Origin of the sequence: Bradyrhizobium sp. AZCC 2230 (genome assembly GCF_036924495.1) — a bacterium.
GTDB lineage: Bacteria > Pseudomonadota > Alphaproteobacteria > Rhizobiales > Xanthobacteraceae > Bradyrhizobium > Bradyrhizobium rifense.
On the sequence record NZ_JAZHRS010000001.1, the window covers coordinates 1134944 to 1160922 of the forward strand.

General features: G+C 63.3%; 33 protein-coding genes and 2 tRNA genes. 20 read left to right on the plus strand and 15 right to left on the minus strand.

Features of this window, described 5'->3' with window-relative positions; translation table 11 throughout:
* Nucleotides 1–83: 83 nt before the first annotated feature.
* The gene (locus V1280_RS05435; protein WP_334520056.1) at nt 84–287 is read left to right on the plus strand and encodes a hypothetical protein; all 204 of its coding nucleotides are present in this window, start codon (nt 84–86) and stop codon (nt 285–287) included.
* Between the two features lie 14 nt (nt 288–301).
* On the opposite strand, the gene V1280_RS05440 is transcribed toward V1280_RS05435, so the two are convergent.
* Nucleotides 302–427: a hypothetical protein gene (locus tag V1280_RS05440; protein ID WP_334520059.1), complete on the minus strand. Its 126-nt coding sequence runs from the start codon at nt 425–427 to the stop codon at nt 302–304.
* 398 nt (nt 428–825) lie between these two features.
* Between V1280_RS05440 and V1280_RS05445 the strand changes: the two genes are divergently transcribed.
* Nucleotides 826–1101 carry a hypothetical protein gene (locus tag V1280_RS05445; protein WP_334520062.1) on the plus strand — a complete coding sequence of 92 codons (276 nt, stop codon included), beginning with the start codon at nt 826–828 and terminating at the stop codon, nt 1099–1101.
* Between the two features lie 71 nt (nt 1102–1172).
* Here V1280_RS05445 and V1280_RS05450 read toward each other — a convergent pair whose 3' ends face one another.
* Entirely contained in the window at nt 1173–1337 is a 165-nt protein-coding gene (locus V1280_RS05450) for a hypothetical protein (protein WP_164988584.1), read from the minus strand.
* A 280-nt stretch (nt 1338–1617) separates the two neighbouring features.
* Between V1280_RS05450 and V1280_RS05455 the strand changes: the two genes are divergently transcribed.
* From V1280_RS05455 to V1280_RS05470, 4 genes are all read left to right on the plus strand, one after another.
* Complete coding sequence (locus V1280_RS05455; protein ID WP_334520071.1) at nt 1618–2379, plus strand: SIR2 family NAD-dependent protein deacylase; 762 nt, start codon at nt 1618–1620, stop codon at nt 2377–2379.
* A gap of 204 nt (nt 2380–2583) precedes the next feature.
* A complete protein-coding gene (locus V1280_RS05460; RefSeq protein ID WP_254131339.1) occupies nt 2584–3216 on the plus strand; it encodes a cold-shock protein in 633 nt (210 codons plus the stop codon).
* A gap of 131 nt (nt 3217–3347) precedes the next feature.
* Nucleotides 3348–3833 (plus strand): DUF192 domain-containing protein, encoded by a 486-nt coding sequence (locus V1280_RS05465; RefSeq protein WP_334520076.1) that lies wholly within the window; start codon nt 3348–3350, stop codon nt 3831–3833.
* Between the two features lie 93 nt (nt 3834–3926).
* A tRNA-Pro gene (locus tag V1280_RS05470) sits at nt 3927–4003 on the plus strand.
* Between the two features lie 114 nt (nt 4004–4117).
* Here the strand turns inward: V1280_RS05470 and V1280_RS05475 are convergent.
* Nucleotides 4118–4705: an Abi-alpha family protein gene (locus tag V1280_RS05475; protein ID WP_334520079.1), complete on the minus strand. Its 588-nt coding sequence runs from the start codon at nt 4703–4705 to the stop codon at nt 4118–4120.
* Between the two features lie 437 nt (nt 4706–5142).
* Here V1280_RS05475 and V1280_RS05480 point away from each other — a divergent pair, with 437 nt between their 5' ends.
* Nucleotides 5143–5853: an outer membrane protein gene (locus V1280_RS05480; RefSeq protein WP_334520081.1), complete on the plus strand. Its 711-nt coding sequence runs from the start codon at nt 5143–5145 to the stop codon at nt 5851–5853.
* A 42-nt stretch (nt 5854–5895) separates the two neighbouring features.
* Here the strand turns inward: V1280_RS05480 and V1280_RS05485 are convergent, their stop codons facing one another.
* On the minus strand, nt 5896–6117 hold the full coding sequence (locus V1280_RS05485; RefSeq protein WP_334520083.1) for an RNA-binding protein: 222 nt from the start codon (nt 6115–6117) through the stop codon (nt 5896–5898).
* 268 nt (nt 6118–6385) lie between these two features.
* Between V1280_RS05485 and V1280_RS05490 the strand changes: the two genes are divergently transcribed.
* Nucleotides 6386–7129 carry an outer membrane protein gene (locus tag V1280_RS05490; RefSeq protein ID WP_334520085.1) on the plus strand — a complete coding sequence of 248 codons (744 nt, stop codon included), beginning with the start codon at nt 6386–6388 and terminating at the stop codon, nt 7127–7129.
* A gap of 143 nt (nt 7130–7272) precedes the next feature.
* Here V1280_RS05490 and V1280_RS05495 read toward each other — a convergent pair whose 3' ends face one another.
* Nucleotides 7273–7566, minus strand: a complete 294-nt coding sequence (locus V1280_RS05495; protein ID WP_334520088.1) for a hypothetical protein — start codon at nt 7564–7566, stop codon at nt 7273–7275.
* Here V1280_RS05495 and V1280_RS05500 point away from each other — a divergent pair.
* Nucleotides 7547–7711, plus strand: coding sequence for a hypothetical protein (locus V1280_RS05500; RefSeq protein WP_334520091.1), 165 nt, complete (start codon nt 7547–7549; stop codon nt 7709–7711). The two genes, V1280_RS05495 and V1280_RS05500, sit on opposite strands and share 20 nt — an antisense overlap.
* A gap of 258 nt (nt 7712–7969) precedes the next feature.
* Here the strand turns inward: V1280_RS05500 and V1280_RS05505 are convergent, their stop codons facing one another.
* Nucleotides 7970–8128, minus strand: a complete 159-nt coding sequence (locus V1280_RS05505; protein WP_334520094.1) for a hypothetical protein — start codon at nt 8126–8128, stop codon at nt 7970–7972.
* A gap of 311 nt (nt 8129–8439) precedes the next feature.
* Between V1280_RS05505 and V1280_RS05510 the strand changes: the two genes are divergently transcribed.
* Nucleotides 8440–8634, plus strand: coding sequence for a hypothetical protein (locus V1280_RS05510; protein WP_334520096.1), 195 nt, complete (start codon nt 8440–8442; stop codon nt 8632–8634).
* 34 nt (nt 8635–8668) lie between these two features.
* On the opposite strand, the gene V1280_RS05515 is transcribed toward V1280_RS05510, so the two are convergent.
* Nucleotides 8669–9847 (minus strand): OpgC domain-containing protein, encoded by a 1179-nt coding sequence (locus V1280_RS05515; protein ID WP_334520098.1) that lies wholly within the window; start codon nt 9845–9847, stop codon nt 8669–8671.
* Between the two features lie 269 nt (nt 9848–10116).
* Between V1280_RS05515 and V1280_RS05520 the strand changes: the two genes are divergently transcribed.
* A complete protein-coding gene (locus V1280_RS05520; protein WP_194462258.1) occupies nt 10117–10422 on the plus strand; it encodes an ETC complex I subunit in 306 nt (101 codons plus the stop codon).
* Nucleotides 10423–10517: 95 nt separating this feature from the next.
* On the plus strand, nt 10518–11018 hold the full coding sequence (locus tag V1280_RS05525; protein ID WP_334520105.1) for an Lrp/AsnC family transcriptional regulator: 501 nt from the start codon (nt 10518–10520) through the stop codon (nt 11016–11018).
* Between the two features lie 17 nt (nt 11019–11035).
* On the opposite strand, the gene V1280_RS05530 is transcribed toward V1280_RS05525, so the two are convergent.
* Nucleotides 11036–12064 carry an AraC family transcriptional regulator gene (locus V1280_RS05530; RefSeq protein WP_334520108.1) on the minus strand — a complete coding sequence of 343 codons (1029 nt, stop codon included), beginning with the start codon at nt 12062–12064 and terminating at the stop codon, nt 11036–11038.
* A gap of 159 nt (nt 12065–12223) precedes the next feature.
* Between V1280_RS05530 and V1280_RS05535 the strand changes: the two genes are divergently transcribed.
* From V1280_RS05535 to V1280_RS05550, 4 genes are read left to right on the plus strand one after another with little or no spacing between them, the layout of a single operon-like run.
* Nucleotides 12224–13351, plus strand: coding sequence for an isovaleryl-CoA dehydrogenase (locus tag V1280_RS05535; protein WP_442895219.1), 1128 nt, complete (start codon nt 12224–12226; stop codon nt 13349–13351).
* Nucleotides 13352–13390: 39 nt separating this feature from the next.
* Entirely contained in the window at nt 13391–14995 is a 1605-nt protein-coding gene (locus V1280_RS05540; protein WP_334520114.1) for a carboxyl transferase domain-containing protein, read from the plus strand.
* Between the two features lie 4 nt (nt 14996–14999).
* Nucleotides 15000–17015: an acetyl/propionyl/methylcrotonyl-CoA carboxylase subunit alpha gene (locus tag V1280_RS05545; RefSeq protein WP_334520117.1), complete on the plus strand. Its 2016-nt coding sequence runs from the start codon at nt 15000–15002 to the stop codon at nt 17013–17015.
* A gap of 1 nt (nt 17016) precedes the next feature.
* Nucleotides 17017–17928 (plus strand): hydroxymethylglutaryl-CoA lyase, encoded by a 912-nt coding sequence (locus V1280_RS05550; protein WP_334520119.1) that lies wholly within the window; start codon nt 17017–17019, stop codon nt 17926–17928.
* A gap of 114 nt (nt 17929–18042) precedes the next feature.
* On the opposite strand, the gene V1280_RS05555 is transcribed toward V1280_RS05550, so the two are convergent.
* The 3 genes from V1280_RS05555 to V1280_RS05565 are packed head-to-tail and all read right to left on the minus strand — an operon-like array spanning nt 18043 to nt 20971.
* The gene (locus V1280_RS05555) at nt 18043–19401 is read right to left on the minus strand and encodes a TRAP transporter large permease (RefSeq protein ID WP_334520122.1); all 1359 of its coding nucleotides are present in this window, start codon (nt 19399–19401) and stop codon (nt 18043–18045) included.
* A complete protein-coding gene (locus tag V1280_RS05560; protein ID WP_334520125.1) occupies nt 19398–19952 on the minus strand; it encodes a TRAP transporter small permease in 555 nt (184 codons plus the stop codon). Before V1280_RS05560 ends, V1280_RS05555 begins: the two co-directional genes overlap by 4 nt.
* Nucleotides 19949–20971, minus strand: a complete 1023-nt coding sequence (locus V1280_RS05565; protein ID WP_334520129.1) for a TRAP transporter substrate-binding protein — start codon at nt 20969–20971, stop codon at nt 19949–19951. Before V1280_RS05565 ends, V1280_RS05560 begins: the two co-directional genes overlap by 4 nt.
* A gap of 344 nt (nt 20972–21315) precedes the next feature.
* On the opposite strand from V1280_RS05565, the gene V1280_RS05570 reads away from it, so the two are divergent.
* On the plus strand, nt 21316–21558 hold the full coding sequence (locus V1280_RS05570; RefSeq protein ID WP_045007240.1) for a pentapeptide MXKDX repeat protein: 243 nt from the start codon (nt 21316–21318) through the stop codon (nt 21556–21558).
* A gap of 121 nt (nt 21559–21679) precedes the next feature.
* Here V1280_RS05570 and V1280_RS05575 read toward each other — a convergent pair whose 3' ends face one another.
* Nucleotides 21680–22027: a DUF6481 family protein gene (locus V1280_RS05575; RefSeq protein WP_334538183.1), complete on the minus strand. Its 348-nt coding sequence runs from the start codon at nt 22025–22027 to the stop codon at nt 21680–21682.
* Between the two features lie 262 nt (nt 22028–22289).
* On the opposite strand from V1280_RS05575, the gene V1280_RS05580 reads away from it, so the two are divergent.
* The 3 genes from V1280_RS05580 to V1280_RS05590 all read left to right on the plus strand — a co-directional run bounded on the left by V1280_RS05580 (nt 22290) and on the right by V1280_RS05590 (nt 23860).
* Complete coding sequence (locus V1280_RS05580; protein ID WP_334520138.1) at nt 22290–22526, plus strand: hypothetical protein; 237 nt, start codon at nt 22290–22292, stop codon at nt 22524–22526.
* An 89-nt stretch (nt 22527–22615) separates the two neighbouring features.
* The gene (locus V1280_RS05585; RefSeq protein WP_334520141.1) at nt 22616–22843 is read left to right on the plus strand and encodes a hypothetical protein; all 228 of its coding nucleotides are present in this window, start codon (nt 22616–22618) and stop codon (nt 22841–22843) included.
* 186 nt (nt 22844–23029) lie between these two features.
* Nucleotides 23030–23860, plus strand: a complete 831-nt coding sequence (locus V1280_RS05590) for a hypothetical protein (protein WP_334520143.1) — start codon at nt 23030–23032, stop codon at nt 23858–23860.
* A gap of 307 nt (nt 23861–24167) precedes the next feature.
* On the opposite strand, the gene V1280_RS05595 is transcribed toward V1280_RS05590, so the two are convergent.
* The 3 genes from V1280_RS05595 to V1280_RS05605 form a co-directional block, all read right to left on the minus strand.
* Nucleotides 24168–24344 (minus strand): hypothetical protein, encoded by a 177-nt coding sequence (locus V1280_RS05595; RefSeq protein ID WP_187436630.1) that lies wholly within the window; start codon nt 24342–24344, stop codon nt 24168–24170.
* A 772-nt stretch (nt 24345–25116) separates the two neighbouring features.
* On the minus strand, nt 25117–25350 hold the full coding sequence (locus V1280_RS05600; protein WP_334520149.1) for a hypothetical protein: 234 nt from the start codon (nt 25348–25350) through the stop codon (nt 25117–25119).
* Nucleotides 25351–25522: 172 nt separating this feature from the next.
* A tRNA-Arg gene (locus V1280_RS05605) sits at nt 25523–25599 on the minus strand.
* Between the last annotated feature and the right edge of the window lie 380 nt (nt 25600–25979).

The window sequence follows — 25979 nt, forward strand, 5'->3', positions numbered from 1 at the left end:
TCGGTTAGGTTAAAAGCCCAATCGCGTTGCGCTTGCCGTGCGTTGGGATAGGTGTCGGGCAAAGACAACAAGAAAACCGATTTTTGCCAAAGACCCCGTTTTTAGAACCGTCATTTTATCAGGGCGACCGCCAGACCTATCGCCGCGTCGCCATCGTGGGCACGCTGTTCTGTCTCGCTTTCGTGGTGATCAGTTTTTCGCTGCGGCCGCAGGACGAAGACACCCGCGTCGCGATCAAGGCCGACCGGCTGGTGCGAACTGCAGGCCAGCCGCCGCAGGCACATTAGACTCCGCAGGCGAACTAGCGCTTGCCGCCATAGACCTCATCGTCGGCGGAGTCCTGCCGGCATGCGGCGCCGCTTGTCGCAAGCGCCACGAAGCCGGCATAGCCGGACAGGTTGAGCAACACTTCGAGCCAGGCAGGCATGACGAGCCTCGTCTTGCGGGAACACCACCTCAACGTGTGTGGGGCGCTCTTGTTCCCGGCTTGCCAGAAGTCTTGCTGCAACGAGACTTGAAGAAGAAACGCCGCTCAGAGTGGCGAGGTCGCATCGAGCCGCCGGCCCCGTTGGTAGCGCTTGAGTTCTGCTGCCATTTTTGCCTTCCGAAACTGAAAACCCCGCCAGCACCGCGGAGATGCTGACGGGGTCTTCGTGCTGTTACCTCGGCCCGGATGGCGGAGGCTCCCGCACTTGCATGTCCAATCCGCTCCTCGCGATATCGTTCCGTTTGCGACAAGATTTTTTTTCGCGTTGCGCGGTTCCATGAACGGCGAACCATCGCGCGCCGGGGACGTTGTCTCTGCGAGATGCGAAGGAGGAGATCATGAAGAAGACACTCGCAGTCCTTGCTATCGTCGCAGCCGTCGGCGCGACCGCGGTCGCAGCACCTGCGCAGGCGCGCGGCATCGGCCCGGGTCTGGCGTTCGGTCTGGCCGCCGGTGCGATTACCGCAGGCGCCATCGCAGCGTCCCATCCGTATGGCTATTACGGTCCGGGCTACGGCTATTATGGCGGCCCGGCCTATTACAGCCCCGGTCCGTACGCCTATTACGGTGACGGGCCGTACTACCGCCATCGCCACTACTATCGTCACTGGTAACGGCTGACGAATCGAAAAGCCCGGGGCGATGCTCCGGGCTTTTTTCGTGGGCGCAGGGCTTGCGCGATATCTTACGGCCAGAGCGAGGGCCGCTCCACCTTGCGGGCGTTCTCGAGCGTCGAGACGAAATACTCGTCGCGCTCGCGCTTGAATTTTTCCTGCGTGGCACGGAATGCGGCGACACGGGCGGCGATCTCTTCGCGTTCGCGGATCTTGCGTTGTTCGTCTTCGGTCATGTCAAATCTCCCCACTCACTTGAGTATGTGTCCACTTCTGAACTCAAGCACTGCCGCCGCAATCACGTTGAGTCGCGTCAACACATGCATTGGCGCTTCTGATTGGGGCGTCAATGGGGAGGAGGCATTGCAGGATTGTGATATGCGAAGGTCGGAAAAAATTGCCGCCCATCGCCGCGCCCGACTTGCGCGGTTCTTGCGCGGCGGTGGATAACAGCGTCAACAATCTTGTCGCTTGCAGATGTTGCAGCTGGCGCGACGGCAGATCAGGAGGCGACGAGTGATTGCATCGGACCTTCAGAGCGGTGTTGAACGGCTCGGCGACATGATCGCAAGCGCTGAGATCCTCGTGCCGTTCACCGGCGCCGGCATCTCGACCGAATGCGGCATCCCCGACTTCCGCTCACCGGGTGGACTTTGGACCCGCAACCGTCCGATCCAGTTCGACGAGTTCGTCGCCAGCCAGGAAGCGCGCGATGAATCCTGGCGCCGGCGCTTTGCGATGGAGGAGGTGTTCGCCGCAGCGAAACCCGGACGCGGCCATCGCGCGCTCGCCTCGCTGCATCGCGCCGGCAAGATTCCCGCAGTCATCACCCAGAACATCGACAATCTGCACCAGGCCTCGGGCTTCGCCGCCGATCGCGTGATTGAACTTCACGGAAATACTACTTACGCGCGCTGCATCGGATGTGGGCAGGCCTACCAGCTCGACTGGGTGAAGCGGCGCTTCGATCGGGACGGCGCCGCTCCAAACTGCACCGCATGCGACGAGCCGGTCAAAACCGCAACGATCTCGTTCGGTCAGGCGATGCCCGAGGATGAAATGCAACGCGCAACCGAGCTGTCGCAGGCCTGCGATCTCTTCATCGCGATCGGTTCCTCGCTGGTGGTGTGGCCGGCGGCGGGCTTTCCGATGATGGCGAAGAACGCCGGTGCACGTTTGGTGATCATCAATCGCGAGCCGACCGAGCAGGACGACATCGCCGACCTCGTCATCCGTCACGACATCGGCGAAGCACTCGGGCCCTTTGTCGGGAATTGAGGCATCAATTTGATTCGCGCCTGTGCAAGCTGTTCATAGGTTCCGGCGAATCGCTTTTTTTATCTATGCGTCGCAACCGGGAGTGTTATCTTTTGATTCGAAAGATTCGCGTCGATTGAGAAGATTCTCTGAAGGTTCTCTAAAGACGCGTGATTCGACGCCGCCATTGAGGCGGGTTGCATGGCATGTGTGGGGTCCGGGGTTATGGGGTCGTCGGACGGATTTGAGTCCAAGAAGCTGGGAGTTCCCGCGCCGGGCGAGCACGGCGCCGGTCGCGACAGCGCGCTCAGTCCCTTCACCGGGTTAGGTGAGGGCAGCGCCAATCTCGTCGAGGTTCATGGCGTCATCAAATGGTTCGACGCCTCAAAGGGCTACGGCTTCATCGTTCCCGACAATGGATGGCCCGACGTGCTCCTGCACGTTACCGTGCTTAGGCGCGACGGCTTCCAGACCGCGTACGAGGGCGCCCGGATCGTCGTCGAGTGCATCCAGCGCGCCAAGGGCTATCAGGCCTTCCGCGTCGTCTCGATGGACGAGTCGACCGCGATCCATCCCGCGCAGATGCTGCCGCCGCGTACCCACGTCACGGTGACCGCGACCAGCGGGCTCGAGCGGGCCCAGGTCAAATGGTTCAACCGGCTGCGCGGCTTCGGCTTCCTGACCTGCGGCGAGGGCACCCCCGACATCTTCGTGCACATGGAGACGCTGCGCCGCTTCGGCATGACCGAGCTGCGGCCGGGCCAGTATGTGCTGGTCCGCTTTGGGCCCGGCTCCAAAGGCATGATGGCCGCCGAGATCCATCCCGAGACCGGATCGCCGGGCCTCCAGTCGCACTAGCGGCTTCCCATTTTCGTATTCGTGAGCAGAAGCGCGCGGCCGCGGGGTCGCGCGCTTCTGGCTTTTGTCATGATCGCCGCGTATGGATTGTCGCAGTCCCACGCCTCAGCGCCCGTCCCGAGTGCCATCCCATGAAGCTTGATCGAAACATTGTCTGGTCCCTTGCCAGGGGCTGGCTTGCCGCCATCCTTGTCGTCGTCGGCTTTGCCGTCGCGAGCGGGTCCGTTCGCGCCGCCAGCTTCCAGCCGCTCGAGATCGTCACCAAGAACGGCGTGCAGGTGTTCTCGGTGGAGATCGCGACCACGGACGAGGAGAAGCAGACCGGGCTGATGTACCGCAAGGAATTGGCCGACGGCAAAGGCATGTTATTCGACTTCAATCCCGAGCAGGAAGTCTCGATGTGGATGAAGAACACCTATGTCTCGCTCGACATGATCTTCATTCGCGCCGACGGGCGCATCCTGCGCATCGCCGAGAATACCGAGCCGCTCTCGACCAAAATCATTTCGTCGGGAGGTCCCGCCCGGGCCGTCCTCGAGGTGGTGGCGGGAACCGCGCAGAAATACGGCATCCGTCCCGGCGACCGCGTCGGCCACCCGCTGTTCGGCAGCAAATAGGTCCACAAATTGAGCTACCGGGCGCAGTTTCGGCGGTTTGGGACGCTTGCTGGCGCTTGACGAAGCGTGTATCGACGGGGCTCGCCGGACATTCGGGGTATAGCGCAGCCTGGTAGCGCGGCAGTTTTGGGTACTGCAGGTCGTTGGTTCGAATCCAGCTGCCCCGACCAGTATTTTCAATGACTTAAGCTGATATTGTGACCGCAATCTTCCCAGAAATCTGACTTGGGAATGTCATGGGAAGTTCAGGGCAACACAGACGCAGTTCATTGAGCCGGTGCCGCTTATGCCTGCGCAGCAGCCAAAAATACCCGGCCCTTGTCTGTCAGCATCGGGTGGTGGACTTCGTGTGGCTGATGCCAAATCAAACCGAGTGCCTTTAAGTTTTCGAATGACAACATTACCTCGACGCTCGGCACCCCAAGCGCCGTGCTGACATAATCTCGTGAGCTCGGTTTTAACTGTCCATCAGCCCCATCTTGCAGCTTTTCCAGCACCAGCGCATCTAGCGGGTCAAGTTTCTTCGCAATCTCGATAAAGGAAGCCCTTATCCACTTTGATCGAACCGGGTCGAAGGCATTCGCGAGAAGTCGTCGCCAGATGTCCTTCAGCTCTGTCCTGTTGGGGCTTTGTCGTGCAGCGGCGATCGTCTGCTTGGACAAAAATCCACGAGTTTTCTTGCCGTGACAAGAAATGCAAAGCAAAACGATGCCCGCGGGGTCATGTTGGGTAGCGTCCGCAAATTCAGGATCGAAGTGCTCATAGTCGTAGATGGCTTTACCGCACACCACGCAGCCGAAGCCGTCGCGCTGACGCACCGTTCTCTTCACATCAGCGGGGATATTGCGGCTTAATCCGTGTCGATTGTCCATAGATGACACTGTTCCAAAATGCTTACGATATCAATCGGTTTTCGCTAACCCCGAAGACACTTGGGCTTGCGCCCGCCTTAGAGCAAGCGTTGTTGATGGCTACCGACCAAGCTGCCGGCGGAGTGTCCATAGCGTTGTCTGTGCAATCTCCGCCGGCGCTTCATTTGGCAATTTTTCACAGCGACATCCGCACGGTGCGGATCAAATCGCCATTATGGTGACAACGCACTCAATCAATCTGCTAGCTGTTTTTCGACCGAGCCTGATTCGATTCGAAGAGCGCATGAGCGTGCAAGGTCGGTCAATCGGAAGTCCTCCTCAAGCCGCGCGGCGTTGCTCAGCCGGCAGAGCATTTCCGCGACAACTCGTCCACGACACAACCTCCGCGTCAGCCTCGCGTGGTTTACCTCGGCGCGGGCAATGGGGACTGTTCGGACATGTTCAAAACTCTCTGGGTCGCGGCGCTTCTCGTTCTGGCTGCGACGACCGCATCTGCGGCTGATTATATGCTGCAGGCGCCTCCGCTGGCGCCGCTCACCTTCAACTGGACCGGCTGCTACATCGGAGGTCATCTCGGCGGCGGTGCAAGCGAAGATCGCACGACGGTTGATTTCGGCGCGGCCGGCTTTATCGGCGGCGGACAGGCTGGCTGCGACCACCAATTCGCATCGAACTGGGTGGTCGGCGCCGAAGGCCGGGCGGCATGGTCGAGCCTTTCGAGCCAACACGGCAGCAATGTCAGATTTCCTGCGCTCGGCAACCTCGTGGTGCCGTCGCAGTTCGGCCTCAAGAACGATTTTCTCGCCTCGGTCACCGCACGGTTCGGCTACGCCTATGGCTCAGGCTGGCTGTTCTACGGGCGAGGCGGCGTCGCCTGGACGCACGAGAAGATCGATGATGCCTATGTCAGTCCGGCCACCGGTTTTGCGGTCGATCCAAGCGCGTCCGTCATGCGGACCGGCTGGACATTGGGTGCGGGCGTGGAATGGGCGTTTGCGTCAAGCTGGTCGGCCAATGTCGAATACAATTACCACGACTTCGGCACGAAGGGCCCGATACAGCTGATCAGCCCGGTCGAAGGCATCACCGTGGCCCATCTCAAAGACACGATCCATGCCGCGACGATCGGCGTGAACTACCACTACTGAGATCGGAAGCGGCCGGCATGTCAAAGCCGGCCAGCTCGGGCGTCAGGACAGCAGCCAGTCGGCGAGCCGCCAGGCCAGCCAGCCCAGCGCGCAGATCCAGCCCACCATCGCGATCGCCGCGATCCCAAGCCCGCACAGCGGAAACAGCGACGTCCGGGGCTCTTCCGCCTCGGACAGTTTTTCGGTCGTATCAACTTGGCTCACAGAATCCCCTTGGCCGACGGCCTGCTGTTCGTTGGTCTCTTCGCGCTCGCGATAATTCACCGGGCGCCCTCCATCTCACGGGGACGTGAGACCATCCCGCGCTCATGCCGACGCGCGCTTGTGTCCGCTTCGGACGGTCGGGAAAACCTGCAACTCGTTGCAACACAATTGGTTGCTGCCGCCCGGCCGGAATCCATGTCGATGGGCGCGTACCCATTCGATGCGCACGGGGCACGCACACCCTTTGCGAGTGTGCCTCCCGGGTAACACCTCGAATCTGGAAAGAGTGGTAACTGTTGCGCAGCCAGTCCTTGGGGGAATTCACTCAATGAAGAAATTGCCACTCGCGATCGCCATTCTGGCGATGAGTGCCAGCAGCGCGTTTTCCGCCGATCTCGCCGCGCGTCCTTACACCAAGGCGCCGCCGATGATCGCGGCGATGTACGACTGGAGCGGCTTCTACATCGGCATCAACGGCGGCGGCGGCTCCGCTCACACCTGCTGGGACCTCGTGTTCCCCGGCGGCTCCATCCCCCAGGGGTGTCACAATTCCACCGGCGGCACCGCCGGCGGCCAGGTCGGCTTTCGCTGGCAATCAGCCAATTGGGTCTTCGGTCTCGAAGGGCAGGGCAACTGGGCCGACTTCTCCGGCAGGAACATCACGCCGGTCGGTGGTAATCCCTTCGGTGGCGGAAGCATCCGGACCCGGATCGATGCGTTCGGGCTGATCACTGGCCAGGTTGGCTATGCCTGGAACAACGTCCTTGCCTACGTTAAGGGCGGCGCTGCGGTTGTGAGCGACAAATACGATGTGTTCTTCGCGGGTGCCGTGGCCGATACCGGCAAGGAGACGCGCTGGGGTGGCACAGTCGGTGCTGGCCTCGAGTTTGGCTTTGCGCCGAACTGGTCGGTGGGCGTCGAATACGACCACGTCTTCCTGGATAGCAAGGACACCACGCTGGCGGCAGTCCCGGCTGGCGCTGCGAGCACCATTCATGTTCGCCAGGACGTCGACATGGGCCTGGTGCGCCTGAACTATCGCTTCGGCGGCCCGCTGATCGCCAAGTACTAAGTGCGCGGGGCGGCGGTTTGAACGGCGGCCGCCCCGACCATCAGTTCCTGTTTCCTCGCACTGAAATTTCGTCGCGGTCCTGACGCCTGAATTTGGCGCCCGCCGCGTTGAAGGGGAGAGCAGGCGCTCAAGCGGCGCCGCACTCAGCTTCCTTCAGGCGAGGTTCTCATGTCGATCAGTGCGATTGCTTCATCTTCCGCGGCGGTGACGGCAACGCCGTCAACATCAGCGAATTCGTCGTCGGCGGCTTCGTCGACGTCGGCAACATCATCGACGTCTGCGACGTCGTCGACAGCAGCGGCCTCGTCGACGTCAGCGACATCGTCCGCGCAATCGGCGGGCGGAAGCTCCGGATCGGGCGGCAGCGGCGGCTCCTCCAAGACGGTCGTCAGCGAGGTCTCGACCACCGTGAACGGGATGACGACGACGACGATCACCTATTCCGACGGCACGACCGAGGTGGAAACAACCCCAGCCAGCTCGCAGGCCAGCCAGGGCAACCAGCCGGGACAGACCTACAATTCGCAGGGCGCGCTGAGCTCCAGCGCCAACAGCGCCTCGGCTGCGAGCAGCGGGGTCTGAGCCGCGATCGACCGCGGGGGGCAAAGGCACGGTCAAACACGACGCCGAACGCTTGGCGTTCGTTGTTCGCAGGCCGCCATCTCTGCGCGATTTTTTCTGGAGTTAAAACAGGTTAGCGAACGCAGAATTACCAAAGCTTCATCGAACCTTTGGCCCGCGCTACCGACATAACAGTGTTGGGGATTTCAGCGCCCAATGTCTAAACGGACGCCGCCAAGCGATGATATTCCGCTTGCGCGGCGTTGCGCTTTTGAGGGTTCAGCCGGAGGCGTACCAGCCGGCCGGAAACGGGATCAGCGGCCAGACCGGATAATTGTCGTTCGCAGCCCTCGTCGATCTGTCGTGGGGCGGCGTGGCAACGGGTGTCGCTGGCGATGAAACCATCGCCAGATGCAAATGCGCAAATTGCAAATTCATGATCATCGACCTGCAGTCAGTCGTTTGAAAAATTCAGTCCGAGCTTGAAATCATCCAGGCGAGCGCTTCGGAAACGGCGCACTCATTCTCAAATCGCGCATGCATCTTAAAAAAGATAGGCAGGCGTTTCAACCGGCAAGGTGGTGGTACCTCGGCAAGTAAGGTTGATCGGTTAGGTTAAGCACGAGCCGTCGTTGCGGCGGTTTTGACGACTGGTATCAAACCGGTCCCGGCACGCGACGCCGCCGCCATCAGCGGCTCACACGAGATCACATTCGTCGCGGCGTTTCGTTTCGCGCGAGTTGTCCGCCATGACTTTCGATCTCACCTCCAAAACACTTCGCCAACGGTCGAACTGGACCGAGATCTGGCACCTCTGGACCGTGATCGTGCCGCGCCGCTCAATCAACGGGCAGCTCGTCTACGGCAAGGTCTGGCGCCGTCACGACGGGCGTGACTGGATCTACAAGAAGTTCACCGAATACGACGGCGAGGCGGTGGCCTGAGGCTTCCGCCGCCGCGCGTCTCAGGCGGCCTTTTTCAAGCAGCCTTGGCTGCCGGGGCTGCCGCGGGCTTCGCCGGCGGCGGCTTCAGCGGCTTGTCCTGCCGCTTCGACCACGAGATGTAATAGGCGACCGTCGTCATGATCGCGATGCCCGCGATGGAGACGAACAGCTGCGCGAACAGCGAGCCCGAGCTCATCGACAGCTCGAAATGGCCGACGAAGGACAGGAACACGCCGACGCAGAACACGGCAAGCGATTGCTGACCGCAGACGATTATCGGATCGAAGATCTTCCACTCCAGGCCCGGCCACTCCTTGGGCACGAAGCGGATCACCAGGATCACGATCACGACGAAGTGGAGGAAGCGGTAGGGCGCGAGATTGGTCTTGTCGTTCGGATTGAACGTCGAGAACAGCCATTCCGGGAACATGCCGCCGAGGGTCGGGAAGCGGCCGGCCATGGTCATGACCAGCGCGAACGCCAGATAAGCGAAGCAGAACCATATCGTGATCGGCGAGTTGATCAGCTTGCCCGAGCGGCGCGCGCCGCCCATCGCGCACCAGGCGCCGAACACGAACAGCACCTGCCAGCAATACGGGTTGAAATACCACTGGCCGGCCGGATAGGCGTTCAGGTTCAGGCTGAAATGACGCGCGGTCAGCCACAGGATGATGGAGAGCACCATCGTCAGGTCGGGCTTGCGCAGCATGAACCACAGCACCGGCGGAAACAGGCCCATCAGCACGATGTAGAGCGGCAGCACGTCGAGATTGAGCGGCTTGAAGCGCAGGAACAGGCCCTGGCGCAGCGTCTCGGTGGCGTTGTCGACGAGGCCGGCGACGTTGAACTCGTTGATCATCTCGGAATCGCCGAAGCGCAGCGCCAGATAGCTGATCGAGGCGATGTAGATCACGAACAGGATGATGTGGGCGACATAGAGCTGCCAGACCCGCTTGGTGAGGCGGGTGGCGCCGACGATGAAGCCGCGCTCCAGCATCATGCGGGCATAGACGAACGAGGCCGTATAGCCGGAGATGAAGACGAACAGGTCGGCGGCGTCGGAAAAGCCGTAATTGCGGGTCGTGATCCAGTTCACGACGTTGTCGGGGATGTGGTCGAGGAAGATCGCCCAGTTGGCGATGCCGCGAAACAGGTCGAGCCTGAGGTCGCGGCCCTTCTCGGGGAGCGTGGCGTTGATATTCAGGAAGGCCATGCGACGGGAGCTCTCGAAGGGGACGGATACGCTGATGTCGGCGAGGCAGATGTTGGCAAGATTTGGCCGCCGGGCGGGATTCCCGGGCGGACGGCGGGTACGCAATTGTCACAGTGCACCATAATGACTATACCCGTCGGTGAGGGACCGGGGGCCCGGAATCACCGATCAGTTCCCGAAAGGTGTCTCTATACTATGCCCGCGGTTTCCACCAATCGCTACCGTGACGCATTAAAATCGAACGAAAAGACCAAGAGGCCGGACCGCCAATGACCGCACGCATTTTCAAGCCCGCCAAGAACGCGATGCAATCCGGCCGGTCCAAGACCAAGGAATGGCAGCTCGATTACGAGCCGGAGCAGCCGCGTGCGGTCGAGCCGCTGATGGGCTGGACCTCGTCCGGCGACATGAAGCAGCAGATCACGCTGCGCTTCCACACCAAGGACGAGGCGATCGCCTATTGCGAGCGCAAGGGCATCGCCTACCAGGTGATCGAGCCCAAGGAATCGCTGCACCGCCAGGTCGCCTACGCCGACAATTTCTCCTTCCGTCGCGGCGAGCCCTGGACGCACTGAGGCTTAACGTCGTCCGTCCCCGCTGGTAGCCCCTTGGCACCCATTCCGCCGCATGCTTCGCTGGTCCGCGTGAGGGGACCATGACGAGGTGGGGGATGGCCGGGCGTGACCAGCTCGACGGCGTCGATCTGAAGATCTTATCCGAGCTGCAGCAGGACGGGCGGGTTCGCAATAACGAGCTGGCGCTGCGCGTCGGCGTGTCTGCGCCGAACTGCCTGCGGCGGCTCAAATCGCTGTTCAGCCGCGGCGTGATCCGCGCGGTGCGTGCCGTCATCGACGAGCGATTGCTCGGCTATGAGGTGGTCTCGTTCGTCTCGATCCAGCTCGGCAGCCAGGCCCAGCCGGTGCTGGAGGCGTTCGAGGGATCGATCGCTGCGATCCCGCGCATCCAGCAGTGCTGGCGCATTTCGGGCGACACGGACTATCTCCTCAAATGCGTCGCGCCGAGCGTCGAGAGCATGCGCCGGCAACTGCTGCATTTTGCCGCCATGCCGAACGTGAAGAACGTACGCAGCTTTCCGGTGCTGGGCGTCGCGAAGGACGTGCCGCTGCCGCTGCCGGTGCAGGAGATCGCGGCTGCGGTGCCGGCAGGATAGGACGGCGACTATGCCCTTCAGCGATACCTGCCGCGAAACTCGCGCGGCGAGGCGCCGGTCCAGCTGCGAAAAGCCCGTGAAAAACTCTTTTCGTTGCGGAAGCCGGCGATCTCCGCGATCCGCTTGATCGGGGTGCGGCCGCGCATCAGCTCCTGCTTGGCAAGCTCGAGTTTTGTTTCTTCCTTGAGATCGCGCAGTGAGGTGGCTTCCTCCCGCAGGCGGCGGTGCATGGTGCGGGTGGAGAGCGCGAGCTCGCTTGCGACGTCCTCCGCCCCCAGAATGCGTCCGCGAGCCTCGCGCAGCAGGCGCCGGACACGCTCGACCAGCAAGCGATCACGGCGATAGGGCAGCACGGTCAGCCGCAGCGCACCCTTGAGCATGCTGTCGAGGTCGGCGGCGCTGCGGGTCAGCGGCAGCGAGAGATAATGCTTGTCGAAGACGATGCGGGCACCGTCTGCGTCGAAGCGGAATTGCTTGCAGAAGATGGTCGGATAGACCGAGACGTGTCCGGGCTCGGAATAGGGAAACTCCGCCGCACGTAGCGCGATCGCGGAATCCACCGCCCAGCAGGAGAAGCCGAGCACATAGCGGAGCAGGGTGACGAGGCAGAATTCGCGCAAGGGTCCGAGATCGCGCTGCTCGCGAAGGGAAATGGTCGCAGTCTCGCCGCTGACCGCGAGCTCGAACAGCACGTCTTCGGTGAGCAGGCGGTGATGCCGGCACCAGCGTTTTAGCGCGACCTCGAGATTGGGCGCGGTGATCGAGGCACGGCACAGCATGCCGTAAGTGCCGAAAGGAAGTCTTCGCGAGAACCAGCCGAGCGCCTCGTCGTCGAGCTCGCGCATGGCGTGGCCCGCCAGCGCCTCGAATTGCGCCGCGGTGACCCGCCCGTCGGTCGATCCGACGAGGTCGGACAGGACCTGCCCCTTGCTCAGGGCCTCGGTCGGATCCCGCCCATAGCGGGCATAGGCCGCGACCACGCCGCGGACGAAGGCGGCGGGGGTCATGGCGCGGCGGGGCGTCGCAGTCGCGGCCTGGAAGGGCATCGGGAGTCCTTTGGAAAATCCTCGCCAAACTTGGCGGAAAATGCAACCTTTTCGACCGCCACGGCGCCCGGGCGAGGGTAGGTTCGGGCCGATAAGAATTTTGGAGGAATCGCCTTGAACATCCCGAGCATCGACTTCGATCTGGGCGAAGACATCGGCATGCTGCGCGACACCGTGCGCGCCTTTGTGGAAGCAGAGGTCGCCCCGCGCGCCGCCGAGGTCGAAAAAGCAAATCTGTTCCCGGCCGATCTCTGGAAGCGTTTTGGCGACCTCGGCCTGCTCGGCATGACGGCGCCGGAGCAATATGGCGGCTCCAACATGGGCTATCTGGCCCATATCGTCGCCATGGAAGAGATTTCGCGCGGCTCGGCCGCAGTGGGGCTGTCCTACGGCGCGCACTCCAACCTCTGCGTCAACCAGATCCGCCGCAACGGCAACGACGCGCAGCGGCAGCGCTATCTGCCGAAGTTGATCTCGGGCGAGCATGTCGGCGCGCTCGCGATGTCCGAGTCCGGTGCCGGATCGGACGTGGTCTCGATGAAGCTGCGAGCCGACAAGCGCGGCGACCGCTACGTCCTCAACGGCTCTAAGATGTGGATCACCAGCGGCGGCGATGCCGACGTACTCGTCGTCTACGCCAAGACCGATCCCGACGCCGGCCCGCGCGGCATGACCGCCTTCCTGATCGAGAAAGGCTTCAAGGGTTTCACCCACGGTCAGCATCTCGACAAGCTCGGCATGCGCGGCTCCAACACCTATCCGCTGTTCTTCGACGACTGCGAGGTGCCTGAGGAGAACGTGCTCGCCGGCGTGGGCGAGGGCGTCAAGGTGCTGATGTCAGGCCTCGACTATGAGCGTGCGGTGCTCTCCGGCGGCCCGCTCGGGATCATGGCGGCCTGCATGGACGCGGTGGTGCCCTACATGCACGAGCGAAAACAGTTCGGCCAGCCGATCGGCGACTTCCAGCTGATGCAGGGCAAGCTCGCCGACATGTATTCGACCTGGCAGGCCACGCGCGCCTATGTTTACGCCGTCGGAAAGGCCTGCGACCGTGCCAATCACGCGCGCACCCTGCGCAAGGACGCAGCCGCCGCGATCCTCTATTCCGCGGAGAAGGCGACGTGGATGGCGGGCGAGGCGATCCAGGCGCTGGGCGGCGTCGGCTACACATCCGAGTTTCCGGTCGGCCGGCTCTGGCGCGACGCCAAGCTGTACGAGATCGGCGCGGGCACGTCCGAAGTGCGCCGCATGCTGATCGGCCGTGAGCTGATGGCGGAAACCGCTTAAACCCTCCACGCAACCACGTCATAGGAAACGCGGGACCACATGCCGCTCCATTCCAGCATCGATCCGTCTTCATCCGATTTTGCGCGCAACTCCGACGCCATGCGCGCCCTCGTCGCCGATTTGCGCGAAAAGCTCAGCCAGGTTGCCGGCGGCGGCGGCGAGGCGTCGCGCGATCGCCACACGTCGCGCGGCAAGATGCTGGCGCGCGAGCGCGTCGATCTTCTGGTCGATCCCGGGACCTCGTTTCTGGAGCTGTCGCCGCTCGCGGCCCACGGCCTCTATGGCGGCGACGTGCATTCGGCGAGCATCGTCACCGGCGTCGGACGCATCTCGGGCCGCGAATGCGTGATCGTCGCCAACGATGCCACCATCAAGGGCGGCACCTATTATCCGATGACCGTGAAGAAGCATCTGCGGGCGCAGGACATCGCGCGGCAGAACAATCTGCCCTGCGTCTACATGGTCGATTCCGGCGGCGCCTTCCTGCCGCTGCAGGACGAGATCTTTCCGGACGAACGGCATTTCGGCCGCATCTTCTACAACCAGGCGCAGATGTCCTCAGCTGGCATCCCGCAGATCGCGATCGTGATGGGTTCCTGCACCGCCGGCGGCGCCTATGTGCCGGCGATGTCGGACGAGAGCATCATCGTGCGCAATCAAGGCACCATCTTCCTCGGCGGCCCGCCGCTGGTGAAGGCCGCGACTGGCGAGGTCGTGACTGCGGAAGAACTCGGCGGCGCCGATGTGCATTCGCGGCAGTCCGGCGTGACCGATCACTACGCTCAGAACGATGCGCACGCGATCGGCATCGCTCGGCGCATCGTCGGCACGCTGAAGCCATCAGCGCGGCCTAACCTCAACATGCATCCGCCGCGCGATCCGCTGTTCGCGGCGGAGGAGATCTACGGCGTGGTGCCGGTCGACGGCCGCAAGCCGTTCGACGTACGCGACATCATCGCGCGCGTGGTTGATGGGTCCGAATTCGACGAGTTCAAGAAACTTTACGGTACGACGCTGGTGTGCGGCTTCGCGCACATCTGGGGCTATCCCGTTGGCATCATCGCCAACAACGGCATTCTCTTCAGCGAGAGTTCGTTGAAGGGCGCTCATTTCATCGAGCTGTGCTGCCAGCGCGGCATTCCGCTGGTGTTCCTGCAGAACATCACCGGCTTCATGGTCGGCAAGAAATATGAGGCCGGCGGCATCGCGCGCGATGGCGCGAAACTCGTGACGGCTGTGGCGACCGCCTCGGTGCCGAAATTCACCGTCGTCATCGGCGGCTCCTACGGCGCCGGCAATTACGGCATGTGCGGCCGTGCCTACGCGCCGCGCTTCCTCTGGATGTGGCCGAATGCGCGCATCTCGGTGATGGGCGGCGAGCAGGCCTCGATGGTGCTGAGCCAGGTCCGGCGCGACAACATCGAGGCCAAGGGCGATAGCTGGTCGAAGGAAGCGGAAGACAAATTCCGCGAGCCGATCCGCGCGCAATATGAGAGCCAGGGGCATCCATATTACGCGACCGCGCGTCTTTGGGACGACGGCGTGATCGACCCGGCCGACACGCGGCTGGTGCTCGGCCTCGGCCTCTCGGCGGCGTCGAATGCGCCGATTGAACCTACGAAATTCGGCCTGTTCAGGATGTGATGCGATGGACCGCTCAAAGCTCTACCGCCGTTTTCGCACGCTCCTGATCGCCAACCGCGGCGAGATCGCCTGCCGCGTCATCCGCACTGCGCGCGCCATGGGCTTGCGCACGGTTGCGGTCTATTCCGAGGCCGACCGCGGCGCGATGCATGTCGCGCTCGCCGACGAGGCCGTGCTGCTCGGGCCCGCACGGGCCCGCGACAGCTATCTCAATGTCGAGCGGCTGATCGAGGCCGCGCGCAAGACCGGGGCAGAGGCCGTCCATCCCGGCTACGGCTTCCTGTCCGAGAACGCCGAATTCGCACAGGCCTGCCTCGATGCCGGCCTCGTCTTTGTCGGCCCGACCGCCGAGATGATGACCGCGATGGGTTCGAAGTCCGGCTCGAAGGCGCTGATGGAGAAGGCGGGCGTGCCGCTGGTGCCCGGCTATCACGGCGAAGCCCAGGACGATGCGACGCTGTCGAAGGCCGCGGACAAGATCGGCTTCCCCATCCTGGTAAAGGCCTCGGCCGGCGGCGGCGGCCGCGGCATGCGCATCGTCCGCTCGGCGGCCGAGCTTGCGCCGGCGATCGTCAGCGCCAAGCGCGAGGCCAAGGCGGCGTTCGGCGACGATCGCATGCTGATCGAAAAATATGTCGACAATCCCAGGCATATCGAGGTGCAGATCATCGGCGACAGCCACGGCAATCTGCTGTCGCTGTTCGAACGCGAATGCACCTTGCAGCGCCGGCACCAGAAGGTGATCGAGGAGGCGCCGTCGCCGACCCTCAATGCCGCCCAGCGCGAGACCGTTTGCGCGGCTGCCCGCAAGGCGGCGGGCGCGGTGAACTATGTCGGCGCCGGCACCATCGAGTTCGTCTCCGACGGCAAGGACGTCTTCTTCATCGAGATGAACACGCGTCTCCAGGTCGAGCACCCCGTGACCGAGCTGATTACGGGGATTGACCTCGTGGAGTGGCAATTGCGCGTCGCCTTCGGCGAGGCACTCCCGCTCAAGCAGGACGAGATCAAGCTCAACGGCCACGCCGTCGAGGCCCGCGTTTACGCGGAAAATCCGACCAGGAACTTCATGCCCTCGGTCGGCAAGATCTCGACCTGGCGCTTGCCCGCAGAGACCGGAGGCTTGCGCATCGACGCTGGCTATCGCGAGGGCGATACGGTCTCGCCGTACTATGACGCCATGCTTGCCAAAATGATCGCCTGGGCGCCGACGCGCGATGTCGCGATCGACCGGCTCAACCGTGGGCTGGAAGATTCGGACGTCCGTGGCATCGTCACCAACATTCCGTTCCTGTCGGCGCTGATCACGCACCCGAAGGTGCGGGCGAATGCGATCGACACCGGCTTCATCGAGCGCGAGCTGGCAGCCCTGACCTCGGGGGCGCCGGCGCCCGGTGAGTTGGAGCTGTGTGCTGCAGTCGCCGCAATCGTCAATGACGAGCGGCAGGCCGCGCAAGGGGAGGCGTATTCGCCTTTGAATTCTCCTTGGCAGACCTTTGGCTGGATGCCCGTCGGCCGTCGCCAGCGCAGCTTTGCCTTCCGCGTCGGCCACGGGCCTGAGCTGAAAGTGACGTTGAATTACGGAAGCGGACCGTCAACGCTGGTGATCGGCGAGCGCGAGCTGGCGTTCACGGTTGCGCGGAAGGATGGCGGCTTCGATCTGACGCTCGACGGTGTGAAATCCTCCGTCGCGGCCGTGATCGACGGCCACGAGCTGTACCTGCGCACGCGCAACGGCCGCTTCGACCTGCATTGGGTCGATCCGTTCGGCGGCGAGACCGAGGAGCAGGCCGGCGCGGACAAGATCGCAGCCCCGTTGCCGGGCACGGTCGTTGCCGTGCTGGCCGAGGAGGGGGCGAAGCTCGAGAAGGGCGCGCCGATCCTGACACTGGAGGTCATGAAAATGGAGCAGACGCTGCGCGCGCCCTATGCCGGCGTGCTGAAGTCGATCAAATGCAAGGTCGGCGATATCGTCCAGGAAGGCGTCGAGCTCGCCGTGGTCGAGGCTTCCGGGGAGTGACATGAGCGATCCCGTCCGCATCATCGAGATGGGGCCGCGCGATGGCCTCCAGAACGAGAAGACGCCCGTCAGCGTCGAAGTCCGCATCGCCTTCGTCGAGGCGCTGGTCGCCGCCGGTCTCACCACCGTCGAAGTCGGCGCCTTTGTCTCGCCGAAGGCGATCCCGCAAATGGCAAGCTCGGATGCCGTGCTGCGCGGCGTTGCGCACGTGACCGGCGCCGAATTCCACGTGCTGGTGCCGAACGAGAAGGGCTATGACGCCGCGCGCGCTGCCGGCGCAAAGGTAGTCTCCGTGTTTGCGGCGGCCTCCGAGGGCTTTTCGCGCGCCAACATCAACTGCACGGTCGCGGAGTCCATCGAGCGCTTCAAGCCGGTGCTGGCGCGCGCCAGGGCCGATGGCGTGAAGGTGCGCGGCTATATCTCCTGCGTGCTCGGCTGTCCCTTCGACGGCGGGATCAAGCCGAAGGCGGTTGCCGATCTCGCGGGCAAGCTGTGGGAGCTCGGCTGCTACGAAATCTCGCTCGGCGACACCATCGGCGTCGGCACGCCTGAAAAGGCCAAGGAGATGCTGCGCGCGGTGGCTGCCAATATTCCCGCAGCAAACCTCGCGATGCATTTTCACGATACCTATGGCCAGGCGCTGGCCAATCTCTATGCCGGCCTGGAGGAGGGCGTCCGCGTCATCGATGCCGCCGCGGGCGGCCTCGGCGGTTGCCCCTACGCGCCTGGCGCCACGGGCAACGTTGCGACCGAGGATGTCGTCTACATGCTGGAGGGCATGGGGATCAGGACGGGGGTGGATATGGAGAAGCTGCTGGCGGCGACGAATGCGATGAGCGGAGTACTAGGCAAATCGCCGGTGAGCCGCGTCGCGACAGCGCTGAATGCGAAGAAGAAGCGGGCCAGTTCGTAGGTCTCGTAGGGTGGGCAAAGGCGCGCAGCGCCGTGCCCACCATCAGTCCGCGATCGCATTCACAAATGGTGGGCACGCTGCGCTTTGCCCACCCTACGGCAGCTGTGCCTGCCGCTACCTGCTCCCGTCCGGCCCCATCACCAGATCCGGCAGCCAGGTCGAGATCTCCGGCACGAGGCACAGCAGCAGCACGGCGCCCATCATCAGCAGCACGAAGGGCAGCGTGCCCCAGATCACTTCGCTCAGCGAAATGTCCGGCGCGACGTTGCGGATGACGAAGATGTTGAGGCCGACGGGTGGATGGATCAGACCCATCTCCATCACGATGGTCATGACCACGCCGAACCAGATGATGTCGAAATTGGCCGCACGCAGCGGCGGCAGGATGATCGGCGCGGTCATCAGAATAATCGAGACCGGCGGCAGGAAGAAGCCGAGCACGACCACCATGACGAGGATCGCAAACAGCAGCCCCCAGCGCGGCAGGTGCATCGCGACGACGGATTCTGCCGCCGATTGCGAGATGTGGAGATAGCTCATCACATAGGAATAGAGCAGCGACATGCCGATGATCATCATCAGCATAGTCGATTCCCGGATTGTCGACTTCATGATCGGGCCGAGATCTTCGGGGCGCCAGACGCCGTAGATCGCGGCGATCAGCGCCAGCGCCAGCAGGCCGCCGAGGCCGGCCGTTTCCGACGGCGTGGCATAGCCGCCATAGAGCGCGGCCATGACGCCGGTGAGCAGCAGGACGAAGGGGAGCACCCGCGGCAGCACGCTGAAGCGCTCGGCGAGCGTATATTCGTCGCGGGCGAGAATCGCAGCTTCCGGGCCGCCGTTCTTGTAGGCCGCCTCGGCCGCCGCATATTCCTGGCGGAAACGGATCACGGCATAGCCGCCGAACAGCGAGACCAACAGCAGGCCGGGGCCGATTCCGGCGAGAAACAGCCGTCCTAGCGATTTCTCGGCCGCGACGGCAAAGAGGATCATGGTGATCGAGGGCGGCAACAGGATGCCGAGCGTGCCGCCGGCGGCGATGATGCCGGCGGCGAAGCCGCCGGAATAGCCGCGCTTGCGCATCTCGGGGATGCCGGCCGAGCCGATCGCCGAGCAGGTCGCGGGTGAGGAGCCCGCCATCGCTGCAAACAGCGCGCAGGCGAAGACGTTGGCAACGCCAAGGCCGCCGGGCACGCGATGCAGCCAGGCGTGCAGCGCAGAATAGAGATCCTGGCCGGCGCGCGATTTTCCGATCGCCGCGCCCTTCAGGATGAAGAGCGGGATCGACAGCAGCGTGATCGAGGCCATCTCCTCGTAGACATTCTGCGTCACGGTATCGAGCGATGCCGCGGGCATGTAGATGCCCATGAACACGACCGCGACGGCGCCAAGGGCAAAAGCAATGGGCATGCCCGAAAACATCACGAGCAGCGTCGCGACCCCGTAAGCGATACCGATACCGAAAACGCTCATGGACGCTTGGCTCCCGCGAACGGCAGCGCCAGCTGCACGAGGATCTGGACGCAAAGCAGGCTCATGCCAAGCGCCATCAATGAATAGGGAATCGCGAGCGGCGGCGACCACATCGAGTTCGAGACCTGACCGTCGACGTAAGCCTCATGGGCCAGCGTCCATGACTTCCAGGCGAAGAAGGTGCAGAACAGGAACGTCACGGCATCGACGATCCAGAGCCGGATCCTGTTCGCGAGCGGCGACAGCAGGCCAACGAAGGCCTCGATGCCGATGTGGCCGCGGTTCTGCTGCACATAGGCCGCCGTCATGAAGGTGGCGCCGACCAGCAGGAACACGGCGGCCTCGTCCTGCCAGTAATTGGCGGCCTTGAACAGCGCGCGGCTCAGCACGCTATAACTCAGGATGGCGCAGGCTGCGACCAGCGCCAGTGCCGCGAACACGACGATGATGCGATTGAGGATGGCGAGGCCGCGATCGAGTGCTGCCGCAAGGCCGGTCCTTGCGGCAACATTCGCCGTGTCGTCACGATCCCTCAGCGGACCGTGGCTCATGCAGCGACGTCGGAGGCGAGCTTGAGCAGGCTGGCCGCGGTCGCGGTCTTGGCGCCGTAGTCTTTCCACGCGGTGTCGCGGGCGATGTCGCGCCACTTGCCGACCGTCGCGGCATCGAGCACCGAGACCTTTGCGCCGGCCTTCTCGTAGACCTTGGCGACCTCGACGTCGTCATCCTGCGCGCCCTTGCGGCCGAAGGCTTCGAGCTCTTCGCCGACGGTGAGCAGGATGTCCTGCTGGTTCTTCGGCAGCTTGTCGAAGATCGCCTTCGACATCATCAGCGGCTCGAGCATGAACCAGTAGGACGCGCCCGCGCCCGAGGTCAGCGATTTCGCGACCTCTTCGAGCCGGAACGAGATCAGGCTGGTGGAGGAGGTGATGCCGGCATCGCAGGCGCCGGTCTGCATCGCCGCGTAGAGTTCGTTCGAGGGCACCGACAGCACCGAGGCGCCGGCGGTTTGCAACACCATGTCCATCTCGCGCGAGCCGCCGCGCACCTTCATGCCCTTGGCATCTTCGGGCGACACTATCGCCTTGGAGCGGCTGGCGACGCCGCCGGCCTGCCAGACCCAGCTCAGAAGAATGATGCCCTTGTCGGCGAGGAAGTCGGTCAGCGCCCTGCCGACCGGCTCCTTCTTCCAGCGCATGCCCTGGTCGTAGGTGGTGACGAGACCGGGCATCAGGCCGATATTGGTCTCGGGCAATTCGCCGCCGGCATACGGCATCGGATACAGCGAGATGTCGAGCGCGCCTTTGCGCATCGCGGAGAATTGCGCGTTGGTCTTGATCAGCGAGGAGTTCGGATAGATCTCGGCCGCGATGTCGCCGTTGCTGCGCTTGGTGACTTCGGCGGCGAACATGCGGCAGAGCCGGTCGCGGAAATCGCCCTTGTCGATGGTGCCGCCGGGGAATTGATGCGAGATCTTCAGCGTGGTCGCGGCATGCGCGGTGCCAATGCCGAAGCGGAGAATGGCGGGTGCGGCGACGGCGGTCGCAAGCAGATTTCGACGCGTGAACATGGAGAATCCCCTTGGCGGTTCTTTGGACGGTTCTTGTTTGACGTGATCTGGGCGGGGTCATGAGACCGGCGCGAAGGCCCATCCTAGCCGGTCTTGTACCCGAACTTCTCTCATCTGATAGTTCGAGACCGAATGCCGCGGCAAGCCTTAGCCTTGCTGCGCTGCACACGCCGGGCCTCACGGTTCCCATCGTTAACGCCGTGCCTCAGGTGACGATCTCGCGGGGCCGCCAGACGGCATGAGAAAAATTCGCAACGTCGCGTAACAAGCATGCGCGTCGATCCGTCGAGATTGTGTAGCGGCACAAGTCGCTGACAAACACCATCTCGAAGGGATTATTTCTCATGACCATTCGTACCCGCATCGTGCTCGGCGTCTCGGCTGCCGCTCTCTCGCTTGGCCTGGCGCTGTCGCCGGCCGCTTTCGCCCAGGACAAGATGGGCAAGGACGACGGCATGATGAAAAAGGACACGATGTCCAAGGACGGCATGAAGAAGGACACCATGTCCAAGGACGACGGCATGAAGAAGGACACGATGTCGAAGGATGGCATGAAGAAAGACGACGGCATGATGAAGAAGAACTGATCTTCCGCCGTCGTCGCGGCGTCTGCGAAGGGCAGACGCCCGCAAAAATTCGAGGGCGGTCGCGCGGACCGCCCCAAAGTGATGTCTCAGTTCAAATTCAATTGAACGTGACTGGCGAACGTTACTTCCGCTTGGCTTTGCGGGCGGCGTAACGGGCGTCACGCTTGGCCTTTTGCTCGGCCTCGAGTTCGGCCGCCTTTGCTGCCGCTTCTTCCGCTTCGCGGGCGATCCGGGCAGCTTCCAGTGCTGTGGCCTCTTCCTCGCGACGCTTCTGCTCGGCCTTTTCAGCCTCGCGCGTGGCCTTTGCCTCTGCGCGCTTGGCTGCGAGCGCCTCGCGCTCGGCACGCTTCGCCAAGACAGCGGGATCATCCGGCCCGGGCTGCGACTTGAACTTGTTCAAAAGATTTTTGCGCGCTTCCTGCGCCGCCTTTTGCCGGTCTGAAAACCCGGGTTCCCTAAATCCACTCACGGGCCTTGCCTTCCTCGCTTTCAATCCTACATCGGTGACTGTTGGTACGTCGGCTGGGCATAGCAGGCACCACGCGACGCAGATGCGTGTACAACCACGCGCGCCGCAACGCCACCCATAATCGCAGCCGATCAGGTCAACGAAAATCACTTATCCAGTCGATCCTTCGTAGCCCGGAAAAACTGCCGAATTGTGATGTCCCTCATAAGGGGCACCTTGCGGCGGCGCCTAGCGTCCGCCCCATACGAGACGGAGCACGGGCATGATCTATTTCCGGCTGAGCCTGAAAGCCCTTGCAATCACAGTCGCGGCAGCGGTGGTCGTAGGCGCGGTGCTGTTGGCCGGCCGCCCGCAACCCATCGAGAGCACCGTTCTGGGGGCCGCATGGGAATGCACCCAGACCGCGTTCATCCTGACGAGCTGCGCGCCGCGCGCGCAGCAGGCGACCCCGGCGGTCGAGACCTCGCCCAAGGAGGCGCTGAGACCGACCAGGGGCTGAGCGGCGAGGCGCTGAGCGGGATGTGACGCGACGTCGCAGAGGTGATAAAGGGCCTCACCGAACGACAAGGTCCCCAAATCCGACGAGCCATGTCCAAGCCTGAGTCCAAGCCCGACCCCACCGGGAAGAAGCCCAACTCGTCGCCAAAACCCCAATCCGGCGACAGCCGCCGCGGGGCGATCGCTGGGCTGATCATTGCCGCTGTCATCCTCGGTGTCGGGCTGTGGCTCGCCCGTGACCTCACAGCCGCCAGCAAGCTGCAGGACTGCCTGATGTCGGGGCGGAGCAATTGCAACGTGATCGAGCCGGCGCGCTAGACCGGTCTCGCCGGCCGCGTCCGAACGAAAAATTGCCGTGATCTTAAAGATTTGTAACGGGACATAGCCGGCTGGCCGGGCCAGTTTGGCGGGTCAGTCATATCTGTCGGCATCACCCAGGCGCGACCCGAATCGTCTATCGCGCGTGGACTACGGCAATTGCGAAAGTTGAGGGGGTAAGCACGCATGAGTGCGTCCAGCCGCATGAAGATCATCATTCCCATGGTTTCGGCCATGTCGTTGCTGGCATTGTCCGCGCAGGCGCAGGAGGCAGCGCCGCCGAAGGGCATCGGCCAGCCGCCAGGGCAGGGCGCAGGTACCCTACCCCCGGCCGGTCAGAACATGCGCAAGGGTCCTTCGCCGCAGCAGGCCGTACACCCCGGTCCTCAGCCTGGCGGCCAGGCCCACGTGGCTCCGGGCCCAGGTCCTGGAGGAGCTGCAGGAGCAGGTCCCGGACCGCATGGCCCCGGACCGCGCAATGCCGGTGGCCCGCCGCCGGGAGCCGGTCGCTATATGGCACGCGGTCCCGCACCGGCGCGCGACTGGGGCGGACACGGCTATCGCGGCAATCTTGCCTGGGACGGCGGACGCTGGCGCCACGAGGTCCACAACGGCCGCCCCGGCTGGTGGTGGGATGTCGGCGGCGTCTGGTACTATTATCCGCAGCGGATGGACGGCCCGCCCGCCTACATTTCCGAAGACTTTGTCGACGACGTGCCGGTGGCCTATGCGCCGCCGGGTCCGCCGCTCGCCTATGAACCGCCGCCTCCACCACCACCGGCCCCCGACCCCGGCGCGAGCGCGCTGGGCGGTGCCATCGTCGGCGGCGTGCTCGGCGGCCTGATTTCCGGGCGCGCTTCGGGTGCGGCGGCTGGAGCTGTGATCGGTGGCGCCACCGGTGCGATCGCCGGTGCGACGGCTGCCTCGCGCCCAGGCTACTATGTCGCCGAGGGCGTTTGCTATTACCGCTATCCGAGCGGCCAGTATGTGCAGGCCGATCCGCGCGCCTGCTACTGAACTTCTCAAAGCGCAATCCAACATGAATGAGGCGGGCCCGGTGCCCGCCTCACTTGCGTTTGCTCCTGTGTGGAGACGAGGTCTAACGACGTTGCGGCGACGCACAACAACTGTCTCAACTTTTCTCTGGCGCTCCCTGCCGCAACGCGCCTTGATCAAAGAAAAACGGAGACGTGAGTCGCGGGGATAGGAACATGCTGGATGCGATCCAGATCAGCTTGGCGCTATGGGCCATGATCGTTTGCGGAGGGATCAAGGCGGTGCAACTGGTGCACTACCTGTTCTAACGCGTGCGATCGCGTTGCGCTCAGGAGACGAGCCAGGTCAGGAACGCCATCGCGGCCCAGACCAGGCCGCCGATCCAGGCTGTCATCACCAGGACGATGGCGGCGAGAAGGGAGAGACCGAACAGGTCGGTCTTGCGCGATGATGCGTGAGCCCGTGCTGCGGCTTCGGCCTTTCGTGTCATGAGCAGAACAGCCATCCTTCCTGTGTCGCGTTCTTGCGGCGCGTGAGGCACTGTCTAGCGAACGCGCCGGAAATCGGCTGTGATGCAATTCACAGATCACCAGAATGAAAGCCGGCCTCACCGGTTTGTGTACGCGGCGAAATCGAGATCGCGCGGGGTCCGGTCGAACGTCAAATTCATCGCGGTAATATCGTGCGGAATCGTGCACGCCGTTGCGACTTTCGTCCTCCGCAATCATACGGACGAATTTGCCACGCACTTGTCCATATCTGCCGGTTAAACTTGGCCGCATGTGTACCAAGTACGACCCACAGCTTGAAGCCGAGGCGGCGATGAAGCGCGCCGCGGCGTCAGAAGGCCCCGACCGGCAACGACTGATCGAGCTGGCTCTGGCCTGGCATCAGCTCGCCCGCGATCGGCGCGACGACGAGCGAAGGGACTGATTTTCGTCTGACAGACAAGTTCGCCCGGTTCGGGTCTTGGCACCCGTCATGAGAAAGCCCCGTGCTCGGGGGGACAAGCACGGGGCCCTTCAAAGCCGACCGGGGCTAGCAGGTCGGCACCACTCTGTTTCGTCGCATTCAACGTCCCGGTCGCAATCTCGTTCGCATGTTGTCGAACGACACGATCGATGCGTGTTGGTTTTGATTTGCGAAACGCGCCGTTAAGACATGCGCAATGCTGCGTATTGTGGTCGCGATTCGTGCTTTGGGAACGGAGCGGAGTCGGACCGTGAACAAACGGAATGCTGGACCGTTCAGGGCCCAAGTTCAGGCCAAAGTTGGAATCACTCGACCGCCGACGGCTGCTTCTGGTGGCCTCGACGCGCCCAGGCCTGAACCGCGGAGGCAAGCTGATGCTGGCTCATGGCGGCATCCGCAATCGACGCCTGCGCCATCTCGATCCGCTTTGTGATCACGCTGGAGTTGACGTCCACGATTGCGTCGAGCGCGAGAAACGATATCGCGATGATCGCCACCGCGCCGGCGATCCACATTCTCTTCAATTCGGCTCGCGGCATCGACAGTCCCTATTCGGGCGCACGTCGCCCGCCGCGGATAGATAGGGGGCACGCGTCCGGTTCAAAGACCGGAGCAAGGTTACCCACGCGTTCGTGAAAGACGACAGATTTGCAATGAGGGGATGGGGGCGCGTTAATGATGAACGCCGGGGCACGTCGACAAGACTGAGGCTGGCGATCCCAGCAGGACTCGAACCTGCAACCCGCGGAGTAGAAATCCGCTACTCTATCCAGTTGAGCTATGGGACCGTCTGGGCCACCCCGGTTTGGGGGCCGGCTGTCATATATCATGCCAATATGAAAAATCTGGCCTTTCGCCAAGCCTGAACCGAACCGTTTTCCCTCCAGCCGCGACAAAGCGGAACGGCGGAGTGTCAGGGTGCCGGGTTGAGCGGCAGCGTACTGGACGATGGATCACATCGCCGGGGGCGCTGACCAGCTTCCGGGATACGGCCGCCGGACGACGGATCGGATATTGCTGCGCCTCAGGACGGCGTGCGCGGCGATAGCGCGATCGGTCTCCTCTGGGCGTGCCTTGCCATGGCGAATGCGACGTTTTGCACCTTGGGTTCCATCGCCTTGAGTCTGTCACCCTTTCCGCGCAGTTTAGCGCCGCCGCGGCGTTCGTC